Origin of the sequence: Amycolatopsis azurea DSM 43854 (assembly GCF_001995215.1) — a bacterium.
GTDB lineage: Bacteria > Actinomycetota > Actinomycetes > Mycobacteriales > Pseudonocardiaceae > Amycolatopsis > Amycolatopsis azurea.
Window position 1 is genome coordinate 225,906 of record NZ_MUXN01000027.1, and the last position, 14,134, is coordinate 240,039.

At 68.2% G+C, this 14,134-nt stretch carries 9 protein-coding genes; all 9 read right to left on the reverse strand.

Features of this window, described 5'->3' with window-relative positions; all coding sequences use genetic code 11:
• Positions 1-68: 68 nt before the first annotated feature.
• The 9 genes from B0293_RS35970 to B0293_RS36010 all read right to left on the reverse strand — a co-directional run bounded on the left by B0293_RS35970 (position 69) and on the right by B0293_RS36010 (position 13,958).
• Positions 69-3,800, reverse strand: a complete 3,732-nt coding sequence (locus B0293_RS35970) for a glycoside hydrolase family 2 TIM barrel-domain containing protein (RefSeq protein ID WP_407640115.1) — start codon at positions 3,798-3,800, stop codon at positions 69-71.
• Between the two features lie 141 nt (positions 3,801-3,941).
• The gene (gene mmsB, locus B0293_RS35975; protein ID WP_005161042.1) at positions 3,942-5,189 is read right to left on the reverse strand and encodes a multiple monosaccharide ABC transporter permease; all 1,248 of its coding nucleotides are present in this window, start codon (positions 5,187-5,189) and stop codon (positions 3,942-3,944) included.
• A 3-nt stretch (positions 5,190-5,192) separates the two neighbouring features.
• Positions 5,193-6,716, reverse strand: coding sequence for a multiple monosaccharide ABC transporter ATP-binding protein (mmsA, locus tag B0293_RS35980; protein WP_005161039.1), 1,524 nt, complete (start codon positions 6,714-6,716; stop codon positions 5,193-5,195).
• Between the two features lie 5 nt (positions 6,717-6,721).
• Positions 6,722-7,843: a multiple monosaccharide ABC transporter substrate-binding protein gene (gene chvE / locus B0293_RS35985; protein ID WP_005161037.1), complete on the reverse strand. Its 1,122-nt coding sequence runs from the start codon at positions 7,841-7,843 to the stop codon at positions 6,722-6,724.
• Positions 7,844-7,868: 25 nt separating this feature from the next.
• The gene (gene araA, locus B0293_RS35990) at positions 7,869-9,374 is read right to left on the reverse strand and encodes an L-arabinose isomerase (RefSeq protein WP_005161035.1); all 1,506 of its coding nucleotides are present in this window, start codon (positions 9,372-9,374) and stop codon (positions 7,869-7,871) included.
• A complete protein-coding gene (locus B0293_RS35995; protein ID WP_005161033.1) occupies positions 9,371-10,054 on the reverse strand; it encodes an L-ribulose-5-phosphate 4-epimerase in 684 nt (227 codons plus the stop codon). Before B0293_RS35995 ends, araA begins: the two co-directional genes overlap by 4 nt.
• Positions 10,051-11,724: a ribulokinase gene (gene araB, locus B0293_RS36000; protein WP_005161031.1), complete on the reverse strand. Its 1,674-nt coding sequence runs from the start codon at positions 11,722-11,724 to the stop codon at positions 10,051-10,053. The genes B0293_RS35995 and araB overlap by 4 nt, the downstream gene beginning before the upstream one ends.
• A 65-nt stretch (positions 11,725-11,789) precedes the next feature.
• Positions 11,790-12,803, reverse strand: coding sequence for a LacI family DNA-binding transcriptional regulator (locus tag B0293_RS36005; RefSeq protein WP_005161028.1), 1,014 nt, complete (start codon positions 12,801-12,803; stop codon positions 11,790-11,792).
• Positions 12,804-12,911: 108 nt separating this feature from the next.
• A complete protein-coding gene (locus B0293_RS36010) occupies positions 12,912-13,958 on the reverse strand; it encodes a LacI family DNA-binding transcriptional regulator (protein ID WP_005161026.1) in 1,047 nt (348 codons plus the stop codon).
• Positions 13,959-14,134 lie beyond the last annotated feature (176 nt).

Sequence of the window (14,134 nt, forward strand, 5' to 3'; positions counted from 1 at the left end):
GCCACTTTAAGGACACCTGATGTCCTGAAAGTGGCTTTCGCGACGTCCGAACACGCAAGCCCCGGAGGTCAGCCGCCGGTCGGCAACCCCGCCCGCGCTTCCTGCGAGGTCAGAGGCCGCAGCGACAGCGTGTACTCGTACGTGCGGTCCTGCTGGACCTGACTGCGTTCCCGCACCGGGTTGGGCGTGTCCCCGACCCCGGTCACCGCGTGGCTCGCGTGCAGCGTGAACCAGCCCTTGTTGCGCTGCAACTGGAACGGGTACGCCGCCCGGTCGAGATCGTCGAACCGGGTCACGCTGACGTCGTTCGCTCCCCCGACCAGCAGGCCGCCGGTCCGGCCGTCGGTGAGCAGCGCCCACCGGCTGTCGGTGTGGTTGCCGTGGTCCTGCGGCCGGTGGTATTCGACGTACTGCTCGTCCACCGTGCTCGACTGGACGCCGATCGGTGTGCCGTCCTTGCGGTCGACGTAGCTCTCAGCCTTCCGCCCGTACCAGGCGAAGCGGTCGTACCTGTCCGGCACCGCCAGCGAGACACCGATCCTGGGCAGGTACGGCAGAGTGCGCACACTCCCCTGCGGAGCGACGCGGTTCCCGAGGCTCAGCGTCCCGGTCCTGTCGACGGTGTAGGTCATCGTCTGGTCGAACCACGCCCCGGTGACGTCCGGCGCCGCGACCCGGCTGTCCACGATCACCCGGACGCCGCGCGTCCCGTCCTTCTCGACCCGGACGCCCGTGACCGTGGTCTTCAACCGGTCCAGGCCGGCCTTGCGCCAGTCCTCACCCTCGGCCCGGCCCCAGGCGAAGGTCTCGTTGCTGATCGGTGCCCGCCACGCGTCGAGCTTCGGCCCTCCGGTGAGCAGTTCCTTGCCCTGATGCCGGATCGACGTCAACGCACCGCTGGCTTTGTCCACTTTGTACACGACCCCGGCGGCCGACGCGGTCACCGATCCCGTGTCCTCGACGACGTCGACGGACTTCCCGCCGAGCGGGGTCCGGTCCAGGCCCGGAATCCGCTTACCGCCCAGGGAGAACTGGTCGTGCGCCAGGACGTGCCCCTTGGCGAGCATGGGCTCGTTCCGGGTCGTCACCGCTTCGACGGTGAGGAACCGCTCGCGGTCCGCCTGGTTCGGCGGCACCGGCAGAGAGACCTGCCCGGTCGATCCGGCCGCGACCTGCAACGGCTGTTCGCCCTGAGCGACTGTCCGGGAGCCTTCCTGGATCCGCCACCGCAGGTTCAGTTCGTCGGTGCCCTTGAACTGCCGCTCGTTGGTCACCGACAACGCGCCACCGGAGTAGGCGAACCGGAGCGGCTGGTGCGCCCACGCCATCTGCGCGGTCTCGGGCTGTGCCGACCGGTCCGAACCGATCAGACCGTCCACACCGGACAGACTGGAGCCGTAGGAAAGATGACTCCCCTGATCCGCCACGCTGTCGAAGTCCAGGGCAAGGACAGCGCCTCCCACCGGAGTGGCACCGGACAGGTCGGCGGCCGACAGTGGCTTGTCGTAGATGCGGACGTCGTCGACGGCGCCGCGGCCCATCCAGCCGATGCTCGACGGGTCGTTCCACGACGTCTCGAAGTCGCGGCCGATGTTGACCTCCGCCGACGACGAGTCGATCGCGCCGGTGAACGGCTTGCTCCCGATCTCCTTGCCGTCGAGGTAGAGCCGCAAGGCCGTGCCGTCGTAGGTACCGCTCACCCGGTGCCAAGTGCCATAGAAATCCGCGGGCACCTTGGCCTGGACCGCCTGCCACGTTCCACTGTGGATGAAGAACTCCAGGGTGTCCTGCGTCTTCATCTTGAGTGCGTACTGGTGATCGCCCTTGCCGAGGATGCGGAAGTCACCGGTCCACTTCCCGGGCTTCACCCAGGCGTCGAGGGTCAGCGCCTTGCCGGTGATGTCGAGCTTCCGATCGCGGTAGACCTCGACGAAGTCGTCCAATCCGGACAGTCCGAGCGCCTTGCCTCGATGCCCGTCGACCAGATCCGGCTTGCCGGTCACGTGTGCCGAGATGGCGTTGCCGGACGAGTCCGGCGTCGTCCGGATCCGTTGCCGGATGTTCTGTTCGGCCCAGTCCCAGATGAATCCGCCCTGGGTCTGCGGATTCGCCCGGATGGTGTCCCAGAACTCCCGGAAGTTGCCCAGGCTGTTGCCCATCGCGTGCGCGTACTCGCCGAAGATCAGCGGTTTGGTGGTGCTCTTCGCCTGCTCGGCGAACTTCTCCGGAGACGGATAACGCGGCCCCCAGACGTCGGCGAACGGTGCGTCGCCGTCGGGACTGTTGGACTGGTGGTAGATCGGCCGGGTCGGCTCGTTCGCCTTCAGCCACTCCGCCAGCGCGAAGTGATGCGCGCCGAGACCTGCCTCGTTTCCGGTGTCCCACAGGAAGACGCTCGGATGGTTCTTGTCCCGTTCGACCATGCCGATCATGCGGTCGAAGAACGCGTCCCGCCACGCCGGATCGTTCGCCTGGCAGTAACTGGCGCAGTTCTCGTGGTTGTGCGTCTCGATGTCGATCTCGTCGTCGATCCAGAGCCCGTGCCGGTCGGCCAGTTCGTAAAAGTAGGGGTCAGACGGGTAGTGCGAGGTGCGGACGGCGTTGACGTTGAGCTGCTTCATCAGCGCGACGTCGCGTTCCTGCGCGGCGCGGGGCACGTGCCTGCCGTGGTCGGGATCGGTCTCCGCGCGGTTGACGCCCTTGAAGAGCACCCGCTTCCCGTTGACCAGCAGCTGTTTGTCGCGGATCTCGATCTCACGGAACCCGACCGTCTCGCTGGTGATGTGCGTGATCCTGCCGTCGGGCGAGGTCAGCGTGAGGACGGCCGTGTAGAGGTTCGGTGTCTCGTCGGACCACTTCGCGGGGTTTCGGACCGGCAGGCTCAGCGATGTCTTGCCACCCGCATCGACCTCTCCGCTCGTGGCCGCGACCTCCTTGCCCGCCGTGTCGCGCAGGCTCAGTCCGACGCGGTGCTTGCCCGTCGTCCCGCCGGGTTTGGTCGCGACCTCGACGGCGGCCTTGAGCGTGGCGTCGGTGTAAGTCGCATCGAGGTCGGTCGTCAGCCCGACGTCCTGGATGAACGTCCCCGGCGCCGAGTGCAGGGCCACCGAGCGGAAGATGCCCGAGTAGCGCCACTGGTCGACGTCCTCCAGGTAGGCACCGGCGCTCCAGCGGTGCACCTGCACGGCGATCCGGTTCGGCCCCGGCCGCAGCACGGACGAGAGGTCGAACTCCGCCGGGGTGTAGCCGCCCTGGTCGTAGCCGACGTACTGCCCGTTCACCCAGACGAAGTAGGCCGACGTGACCCCGTCGAACCGGAGGAACGTCCTGCGCTTCGTCCAGTCCGCCGGCAGGTCGAAGTCACGGACGTAGGCGCCGGTCGGATTGACGTCACGCGGGACGCGTGGCGGATCGTCCGGCTGGATCTCGGTGGCGATGTTGCGGAAGATCGGGTGGTCGAGACCATCCGTCTGCCACGTGTGCGGCACGGACACCTCACGCCAGCTCGACGCGTCGTAGCCGTCGTCGTGGAATCCCGCCGGGACCTGCGACGGGTTGTCCGCCATCGCGATCCGCCATTTGCCGTCGAGCGACCGGGTGTACGGACTCCGCTCGTCCCGCCGGGCGGCGGCGGACACATCGGCGTATGGGCGAAGGAAGGCGTGCGGTGGCTCCTGTCCTTCCGAAACCTTCCGTGGATCGTCGAGGTAGGACTGGACGTCGCCGGGCGGTCCCCCGGCCGCGGCGGGTGATCCGGCCGCGACCAGGGAACCGGCGAGAACCGCCAGGACCAGGACCATGGGGCGTAAGCGCAGCACTGCGTTCGACCTCCCAGGGAGTTCAGCTGAGCAGGAAGCTGACAACGTTGACGATCTCGCACCACGACCCCGGGACGGAAGACCAAGATCCTTCCAAGGTCGTAGGCCGAACAGGTGGCGGAGTCAGGCGGCGGTCCGGGCGCGCCGCTTGGTCCAGATGTCGTAGGCGACGGCGGCCAGCAGCACGAACCCCTTGACCAGGTTCACGCTCTCGGTCGGCGCGCCGATCAGCGACATGCCGTTGTTGATGACGCCCATGATCAGGCCGCCGGTGATCGCGCCGACCACCTTGCCGACCCCGCCCTGGACGGCGGCGCCGCCGATGAAGGCCGCGGCGATCGCGTCGAGTTCGAACATGTTCCCCGCGGTCGGCCCGGCCTGGTTGAGCCGTCCGGCGACGATGACGCCGGCGATCGCGGACAGCACGCCCATGTTGACGAAGATCCAGAACGTCACCGCCTTGACCTTCACCCCGGACAGCGTCGCCGCCTGGAGGTTCCCGCCGATGGCGTAGATGTGGCGGCCGAACACGGCCCGCGTCGTCACCAGCGAATAGCCGATCACCAGCACGGACAGCAGGATCAGCACCCAGGGCAGGTTCTTGTACCGCGCCAGCTGGACCACCACGAACAGCACGACGGCGGCCGCCGCGGCGATCTTCAGCAGGAACATCGGGAACGGGTCGACCTCCTGCAGGTAGTTCAGGCGCGCCGTCCGCTTGCGCCACTGCGAGAAGATCGCGCCGCCGATCGCCAGGACACCGACCAGCAGGCTGATCAGGTCCGCGCCGCCGAGCGGGCCGAGACCGATGTTGCCGAGGTAGCCGCCGGTGAACCCGTTCGCCAGCGTCCGCACCGCGTCCGGGAACGGGCCGATCCCCTGGTTGCCCAGCACGGTCAGCGTCAGCGCGCGGAAGATCAGCATCCCCGCCAGTGTCACGATGAACGCGGGGATCCCGAAGTATGCGACCCAATAGCCCTGCCACGCGCCGATCACCGCGCCGACGGCGAGGGTGATCAGCAACGCGAGCGGCCACGCCATCCCGGCGTTCACCATCAGCACGGCCGAGATCGCGCCGGTCAGCGCCACCACCGAGCCCGCCGACAGGTCGATGTGGCCGGCGATGATGATCAGGATCATGCCGATCGCGAGGATCAGCACGTACGAGTTCTGCACGATCAGGTTCGAGATGTTCTGCGGTTCCAGCAGCGCGCCGCCGGTGAGGATCGAGAACAGCACGACGATCAGCGCGAACGCGACGTAGATCCCGCTCTGGCGCGGGTTGAACGAGATCCGCCGCGGCGCGCGGGGTGGAGCGGCTCCCTTCGGATCGGGGGCGACGGCGATCGTGTCCGCGGAGGCGGTACTCATGACTTACTCCTGTTCCCTGGTCATCGCGCGCATGAGGACCTCTTGCGTCGCCTCGGCCCGGCCGACCTCACCGGTGATCCGGCCCGCCGACAACGCGTAGATCCGGTCGCACAGGCCGATGAGCTCCGGCAGCTCCGACGAGATGACCAGCACGGCCTTCCCCTCGTCGGCGAGCCGGTTGATGATCGTGTAGATCTCGTACTTCGCGCCGACGTCGATGCCGCGGGTCGGCTCGTCGAGGATCAGCACGTCCGGATCGGTCAGGATCCACTTGGACAGCACGACCTTCTGCTGGTTGCCGCCGGACAGCGTGCCCGTCACGCTCTTCACGTCCGGTGCCTTGATGTTCATGCTCTTGCGGAATTCCTCGGCGAGGCGGTGTTCTTCGTTCTCGTCCACCCAGCCCCGCCGGGCGAGTTTGCCGAGCGCGGCGCCGGAGACGTTGCGCTGGATGTCCTCGATGAGGTTGAGCCCGTACCGCTTGCGGTCCTCGGTGGCGTACGCGAGGCCGTGCGCGACAGCCTCGCCGACCGTCCTGGCCTCGATCTCCTTGCCGTCCTTGACCAGGCGGCCGGAGATGTCCTTGCCGTACGAGCGGCCGAACACGCTCATCGCGAGTTCGGTCCGCCCGGCGCCCATCAGGCCCGCCAGCCCGACGATCTCGCCGCGCCGCAGGGTGAGACTGGCGCCGTCGACGACCACCCGGCCGTGCTGGGTGGGGCTGTGCACGGTCCAGTCCTCGATCCGCAGCACCTCGTCACCGATCCGCGGTTCCCGTGGCGGGAAACGGTTTTCGAGCTTCCGCCCGACCATCCCGGCGATGATCCGGTCTTCGGTGACGGCGGCCGCGTCCAGTGTCTCGATCGTCCTGCCGTCGCGCACGATGGTGATCGAGTCGGCGATCGCGGCGATCTCGTTGAGCTTGTGCGAGATCAGGACACAGGTGACGCCGTCGTCACGGAGGCCGCGCAGCAGTTCGAGCAGATGCGCCGAATCGTCGTCGTTGAGCGCGGCGGTGGGCTCGTCGAGGATCAGCAGCTTGACCTCTTTGGACAGTGCCTTGGCGATCTCGACCAGCTGCTGTTTACCGACGCCGAGGTCGAGCACCGGCGTCACCGGGTTCTCCCGCAGGCCGACGCGCCGCATCAGCTCGCCCGCCCGCTGGTTGGTCCGGTTCCAGTCGATCAGACCGCCGCGAGACTTTTCGTTGCCGAGGAAGATGTTCTCGGCGATGGACAGCTGCTGGCACAGCGCGAGTTCCTGGTGGATGATCACGATGCCGCGGCGTTCGCTGTCCCGGATCGCGGAGAACGCGCACGGTTCGCCGTCGAAGACGATCTCGCCGTCGTACGAACCGTACGTGTAGACGCCCGAGAGCACCTTCATCAGCGTGGACTTGCCCGCGCCGTTCTCGCCGCAGATCGCGTGGATCTCGCCCCGCCGCACCGACAGGTTCACATCCTGCAGCGCCTTGACCCCGGGGAAGGATTTGGTGATCCCCCGCATCCGAAGGATTTCGTCGGTCACGTCGACTACCTCAGCTGTTCCGCTTTGTAGTAACCCGAGTCGACGAGTTCCTTCTGGTAGTTCCCCTTGTTCAGGATCACCGACTCCAGCAGGAACGCCGGGACGACCTTCTTCCCGTTGTCGTAGTCGGTCGTGTTGTTGGTCTCGGCCTTGCCGCCCTTGAGCACCGCGTCGGCCATCTTCACCGTGGTGTCGGCGAGCTTGCGGGTGTCCTTGAAGATGGTCGAGTACTGCTCATCGGCGATGATGGACTTCACCGACGCGACCTCGGCGTCCTGCCCGGTCACGACCGGGTACGGCTGGCCGGGGGTGCCGTAGCCGTTGCTCTTGAGCGCCGAGAGGATCCCGATGGAAAGCCCGTCGTACGGCGAAAGCACGCCCTGCACCTTGGCGCCGGAGCTGTAGGTCTTGGTCAGCAGGTCTTCCATGCGCCGCTGCGCGGTCGCGGCCTGCCAGCGCAGGATCGCCGCGACGTTGAACGCGGTCTGGCCGCTCTTGACGACCAGCGTCCCGTTGTCCAGGTAGGGCTTCAGCACCGACATGGCGCCGTTGAAGAAGAAGGTCGCGTTGTTGTCGTCCGGCGAACCGGCGAAGAGTTCGACGTTCAGCGGTCCCTTGGCCTCGCCCGGTGAGCCGTCCGCCTTGAGCACCTTCAGCCCGACGAGCAGTGACGTCGCCTGCTGCACGCCGACCTTGAAGTTGTCGAAGGTCGCGTAGTAGTCGACGTTGGGCGTGTTGCGGATCAGCCGGTCGTAGGCGATGACCGGGATCTTCTTGTCCGCGGCCTCCTGCAGCTGTGTGGTGATCGCGGTGCCGTCGATCGAGGCGATCACGAGCAGCTTCGCGCCCTTGGTGATCTGGTTCTCGATCTGGTTGACCTGGGTCGGGATGTCGTCCTCGGCGTACTGGAGGTCGACCTTGTAGCCCAGCTTCTCCAGCGCCGCCTTGATGTTGTCGCCGTCGTGGATCCAGCGTTCCGACGATTTGGTCGGCATGGTGACGCCGACGAGACCACCCGCCGCCCCGCCTGCCGCCTGCTGTTGTTCGCCGGTCTTCTCACTCGAGCCGCAGGCCGAGAGCGCCAGGCCGGCGGTGATGGCCAGCGCGGCCAGTTTCGTGAACTTCATTGTTCCTTCTCTCCGGTGGGGACCGTTAAAAACCCTGTGCGAGCCGGTGATAGGCCTGGTTCCAGCGCAGCCGGTCCGCGATCGACTCCGGTGTCGTCGCGTGGTCGATCATCAGCAGCTCGACGTCGAGCATCGTGGCGAGATCGCGGATCGCTTCCGCGCCGACGGCCTGGGTGAGCACCGTGTGGTGCGGGCCGCCCGCGGTGATCCAGGCCTCGGCGGACGTCGCCAGCGACGGCGACGGCTTCCAGACCGCGCGCGCGACCGGCAGGTTCGGCAGCGGCTCGTCCGGCCCGACGACCTCGACCTCGTTGGCCACCAGGCGGAACCGGTCGCCGAGATCGGCCATGCCGATCACCACGGCGTCGCCGGGAGCGGCGTCGAAGACCAGCCGGACCGGGTCCTCGCGGCCGCCGATGCCGAGCGGGTGGATCTCGCAGGACGGGCGCGCTGCGGCGATGCTCGGGCAGACTTCGAGCATGTGCGCGCCGAGGATCTTCGGCTCGCCGGGGCCGAAGTGGTAGGTGTAGTCCTCCATGAAGGACGTCCCGCGCGCGGAGTCGCGGCTCATCGCCTTCACCGCGGTGAGCAGCGTGGACGTCTTCCAGTCCCCCTCACCGCCGAAGCCGTATCCGTCGGCCATCAGGCGCTGGACGGCGAGACCCGGGAGCTGCCGCAGGCCGCCGAGGTCTTCGAAGTTCGTGGTGAACGCGCCGAACCCGCCCTGGGTGAGGAAGGTACGCAGGCCGTGCTCGATCCGGGCCGCGTACCTGAGCGACTCGTGCCGTTCGCCGCCCTTGACCAGTTCCGGCGCGAGTGTGTACGCGTCGGCGTATTCCTCGACCAGCGCGCCGACCTCGTCGTCCGGTGCCGCGTCGACGAGGTCGGCGAGTTCGTTGACGCCGTAGGTGTTCACCGAGACGCCGAGCTTCAGTTCCGCCTCGACCTTGTCCCCGTCGGTGACCGCTACGTCGCGCATGTTGTCACCGAAACGCGCGAGTTTGAGTGTGCCGAGCGTCTGCCGTCCGACGGCGGCGCGCACCCACGCGTCGATCCGCGTCGCGACCGCCGGATCCGCCGCGTGCCCGGCGATGGTCTTGCGCGCGACACCGAGGCGCGTCTGGATGTAGCCGAACTCGCGGTCTCCGTGCGCGGCCTGGTTCAGGTTCATGAAGTCCATGTCGATGGACCGCCACGGCAGCGCCTCGTTCAGCTGGGTGTGCAGATGCAGCAACGGTTTCCGCAGCGCGTCCAGCCCGGTGATCCACATCTTCGCGGGCGAGAAGGTGTGCATCCACGCGATCACGCCGACACAGGCGTCGTCCGCGTTCGCTTCGAGCATCACCCGGCGGATCGCCGACGGCTCGGTGAGCACCGGTTTCGCGACGAGTTCCGCCGAGATCCGGCCGGTGTCGGCCAGCATCCGCTGGATCTGCAGCGACTGGCCCGCGACCTGCTCCAAGGTCTCTTCGCCGTAGAGCCCCTGGCTCCCGGTGAGGAACCAGACCTCGGTCTTCCGCTGTGCGCTCACTTCTCTCCTTGCCCGTAGACGTTCTGGTAGCGCGCGTAGAGCCGGTCGATGTCCTTTTCGGACAGTGGCTCCGGTTTCCCGAGCACGGAGGCGATGTGGACGGTCTTGGCGACGTCCTCGACCATCACCGCGGCTTTGACCGCTTCCCTGGCGGTCCGGCCGACGGTGAACGGCCCGTGATTGCGCATCAGGACCGCGGGCGACCGGCTGGACCGGAGGGTCTCGACGATGCCGCGGCCGATCGAGTCGTCCCCGATCAGCGCGAACGGCCCGACCGGGATCTCCCCGCCGAACTCGTCGGCGATCATCGTGAGCACGCACGGGATCGCTTCCCCGCGTGCGGCCCACGCGGTGGCGTAGGTCGAATGCGTGTGGACGACGCCGCCGACCTCGGGCAGATGCCGGTACACGTAGGCGTGCGCGGCGGTGTCCGACGAAGGCGAGAGTTCGCCGTGGACGACCTCGCCGTACAGGTCGGTGACGACCATCGTGTCGGCGTTCAGCTCGTCGTAGGACACCCCGGATGGCTTGATGATCATCAGGTCGTGCCCGGGGACGCGGGCCGACACGTTCCCGGCGGTCCAGATGACCAGCTCGTACCTAGTCAGTTCACCGTGCAGCCGAGCGACGGTGTCCCGCAGCTCTTCGAAGGTGTCCGTGATCTCCACGGCGAGGCTCATCGGTGCAGTCCTTTCCGGACCGAACGCCGCCGGGCGGCGAGGCGGTGCATGACGTCGTTAGCGCCGCGGCCGAAGTAGTCGTGCAGCGCGGCGTACTCGGCATAGAGGTCGTCGTAGGCCTTGACGTTTTCCGCGATCGGCCGGTGGACGGCGCGACGGACCGAACCCATCACGGCCGCGGCCGCAGGCACGTCGGGATGCGCGCCCGCCGCGACGGCGGCATGGATCGCCGAGCCCAGCGCGGGGCTCTGCGCGGATCCCGCCACCGAGAGCGGCAGGTTCGTGACGTCGGCGTAGATCTGCATGAGCAGGGCGTTCTTGACCAGTCCGCCGGCGACGATCAGCTCTGTCACCGGGACACCGGACCGTTCGAAGGTCTCGATGATCGTCCTGGTCCCGAAAGCGGTCGCCTCCAGGAGCGCCCGGTAGGTGTCCTCGGCGCGGGTCGCGAGCGTCTGCCCGACGACGACGCCGGACAGGTCGTGGTCGACGAGCACCGAACGATTGCCGCTGTGCCAGTCCAGGGCGACGAGACCGTGCTCCCCGATCTCCTGCACGGCCGCGAGCCGGGTGAGCAGCTCGTGCACGGAGATCCCCGCCTCACGGGCGTCGTCCACATAGGACGCCGGGACGGCGTGCTCGACGAACCAGGCGAAGATGTCGCCGACGCCGCTCTGCCCTGCCTCGTACCCCCATTGCCCGGAGACGATCCCGCCGTCGACGACGCCGCACATCCCCGGGACCTCGCGCAGTCCGTCGCCGTTCATCACGTGACAGGTGGAGGTGCCCATGATCGCGACCATCTGACCCGGTGCGACGGCCTGGACGGCGGGTGCGGTGACATGCGCGTCCACGTTCCCGACGGCGACCGCGATCCCCTCGCGCAACCCGGTCCACTCCGCAGCCCGCGCGCTCAAGGTTCCCGCCTTGTCCCCGAGGGCGCCCAGCGGATGCGCGAGCTTGTCGTCCACAAAGGACCCGAAGCCGGGAGCGAGTTCCTCCAGGAAGCTCGCGTCCGGGTACCGGCCGTCCTGGAAGATGCCCTTGTATCCGGCGGTGCAGGCGTTGCGGACGTAGGTTCCGGTGAGCTGCCAGACGATCCAGTCGGCCAGCTCGACCCAGTGCCGCATCCGCGTGTAGACCTCGGGAGCCTCTTCGAAGACCTCCAGCGCCTTGGCGAACTCCCATTCCGACGAGATCAGGCCGCCGTAGCGCGGCAACCAGGACTCCTCGCGTTTTCTCGCCAGCGCGGTGATCCGGTCCGCCTGCGGCTGCGCGGCATGGTGCCGCCACAGCTTCACGTACGCGTGGGGTTCGCCGGCGAACCCGGGCAGTTCACACAGCGGGACACCGTCGGCGGTGGTCGGCACCATGGTGCACGCGGTGAAATCTGTCCCGATGCCGATCACGTCGGCGGGATCCGCGTCGGCCGCGCGGATCGCTTCCGGCACGGCGGTGCGGAGGACGTCGACGTAATCCGAGGGCACTTGCAGTGCCCAGTCCGGCGGCAGACCCCGGCCGGTCTCCGGCAGTATCCGGTCGACCACGCCGTGGCGGTACTCCGAAACCGCGCTGCCCAGTTCGGCACCGTCGCGAACCCGGACGACGACGGCGCGGCCGGACAACGTCCCGAAGTCGACGCCGACGACCAGCGGTTCCCCTGAACTCACTTCTTCTCCCGCAATGTTAGCGTTAACATTCTGCTGTGAAGCTTCTAGCCGGACGAGCATCGGGCTTACTGGATTCCCGTGCTCTCCCGCACGATCAATTCGGGGACCACCAGGTCACGGGCTCGTTCTTCGCCACCGTTCATCCGGCGGCGGAGCAGGTCGAACGTCCGCCTGCCGACTTCGACGAAGTCTTGGCGCACCGTCGTCAGCGGTGGCGTGTAGTAGGCCGCTTCGGGTACGTCGTCGAATCCGACGACGCGCATCTCCCCCGGCACGTTCACCCCGGCCTCGGTGCAGGCGCGAAGGAAACCGAGGGCCATCTGGTCGTTGGCCACGAACACCGCGTCCAGCCCCTTTTCCCCGACGAGGGATCGCCCCGCCGCGTACCCGGACCGCGCGCTCCAGTCACCCCGGATCACCGGCGGGATCCGGGCGCCGTGCCGCTCCAGGGTCTCCCGCCAGCCACGCTCACGGTCGAGCCCTTCGAGCCAGTCCTCGGGTCCGGCCACGTGCCAGACGGTCTTGTGCCCGAGGCCGAGAAGGTGCTCGGTCGCGCGCCGAGCGCCGTCGTACTGGTCGACCGAGATCACCGGCACCGGCGCTTCTTCCCCGCCGCCGACGGCGACGAGCGGCACGTCGCTGGGCGCGGCCTCCAGCGCACGCCCCGCGGTGACATGCGGCGCGATTACGACGATCCCCTCGACGGCCTGACGCCGCAGGCGCTCCACCGCGTCGGCGATGGAGGACCGGCCAGGACGGCTGATGCTCGTTATCGTCGTCGCGTAGCCGGCCTCGCGGGCGGCGTGCTCGATCCCGCTCAGGGTGCTGGCCGGGCCGTAGAGGTTGACCTCCAGCGCGACCACGCCGAGCGTCCCCGAACGGCCGGTGACCAGTGCGCGGGCGACCGAGTTCGGCCGGTAGTCCAACTGGTCGATGGCGGCGTTGACCCGGACCCGCGTCTCGGCGCGGACCGGCCCGGTGCCGTTGATGACCCGGGAGACCGTCATATGCGAAACGCCCGCGAGCGCGGCCACGTCGGTGAGACTGGCCTGCTTCCCCTCGGTGGTTTCGCGCGCCATCGCTTGTCTCCCAGTGCCGGTACCGTCTGACGAGTGCCGCAAGTGTTAGCGATAACACGACCCGGGTCAAGCGCTCCCCGAGTCACAGTCGGGTCACGGCCACCCGGCTCAACTGGAGGCGCGACGCGTGAGCGAGACCGGCAAGATCCGCTGGCGGGGCTTGAGATCCCGGTCGTCCATCACCGCGAGCAGCGTCTCGACCATCGCGTGGACCTGTTCCCGCGGATCCTGATGGACCGACGTCAGCGGTGGGTCCATCTCCGGTGCCAGCGTCGCGTTGTCGTCGAAGCTGACGACGGCGACGTCCGAAGGGATACTCCGTCCGGCGGAATGCAGGGTGCGGAGCGCGCCGAGGGCCATCATGTCGCTGGCCACGAAGACGGCGTCGAGGTCTGGCCGACGCGCGAGCAGGTTCGACATCGCCTTCGCCCCGCCGGTCAGGGTGAAGTCGCCCTCCTCGACCAGGTCCGCCGGGTCGAGCCCGGCGTCGAGCAAGGTCTTGCGCCAGCCCGAAAGCCGGTCGATCGCCGCGCTCTGGTCCTGCGGGCCGGCGATCGTGGCGATCCGGTGGTGCCCCGACTCGACCAGATGCGCGACCGCCAGCTTCGCGCCACCCTCGTTGTCGAAGTCGACGACGTGGACACCGCGTTTGAGCCCGGCCGCCTGCCCGCCGTACACCACCGGGATCCTCAGCTGCCGCAACGCCTTGGGCAGCGGGTCGGTGCGGTGCGGCGCGAACACCAGCGCTCCGTCGACGTGCCCACCGTCCAGGAACCGGACCGTGCGGTCGAGGTCCTCGCGGGTGTCGCTGAAGATCAGGACCATCTGGCAGCCGACGTCGGCGAGCTCGCGATAGCCCGCGCGCATGACCGCGGTGCGGTACGGGTCGTCGAGCAGCCGCGCCTCCGGCTCCGACAGCACCACCGCGACCGCCCCGGTCCGCCTGGTCACCAGGGACCGGGCCGCCTGGTTCGGGGAGTACCCGAGTTCACGGGCGGCGGCTTGGACCTTCTCCCGCGAACGCGCGCTGACGTAGCCGTCGTCGTTCAGCGCCCGGGACGCCGTCGACCGGCTGACCCCGGCGGACGCGGCGACGTCTTCCAGCGTCGGCCTGCCGTCTTCCTCTGGTCGAGCCCCCACCCGCGTCACCTTCATCCTTCGGCTTTCATCCGGACACCGACAGCTTAGTGTCCGGCGGCCGTCGACACTGAGAGCGCTCCCCTATCGGAAACACTCTCATTACGAGCCCTTGACATGATCTCGCCCCGGGGGACAAACTCTGCGCATTCCTGGGAGCGCTCCCAGTCTCTCCTTCACCCCATCAGCAAGGG

What these genes read in the sequence shown, in the direction of transcription:
- B0293_RS35995 (WP_005161033.1), bottom strand. Translation starts at nt 10,054, where the DNA reads ATGAGCCTCGCCGTGGAGATCACGGACACCTTCGAAGAGCTGCGGGAC.
- B0293_RS35970 (WP_407640115.1), bottom strand. Translation starts at nt 3,800, where the DNA reads ATGGTCCTGGTCCTGGCGGTTCTCGCCGGTTCCCTGGTCGCGGCCGGA.
- B0293_RS36005 (WP_005161028.1), bottom strand. Translation starts at nt 12,803, where the DNA reads ATGGCGCGCGAAACCACCGAGGGGAAGCAGGCCAGTCTCACCGACGTG.
- B0293_RS36010 (WP_005161026.1), bottom strand. Translation starts at nt 13,958, where the DNA reads ATGAAGGTGACGCGGGTGGGGGCTCGACCAGAGGAAGACGGCAGGCCG.
- chvE (WP_005161037.1), bottom strand. Translation starts at nt 7,843, where the DNA reads ATGAAGTTCACGAAACTGGCCGCGCTGGCCATCACCGCCGGCCTGGCG.
- mmsB (WP_005161042.1), bottom strand. Translation starts at nt 5,189, where the DNA reads ATGAGTACCGCCTCCGCGGACACGATCGCCGTCGCCCCCGATCCGAAG.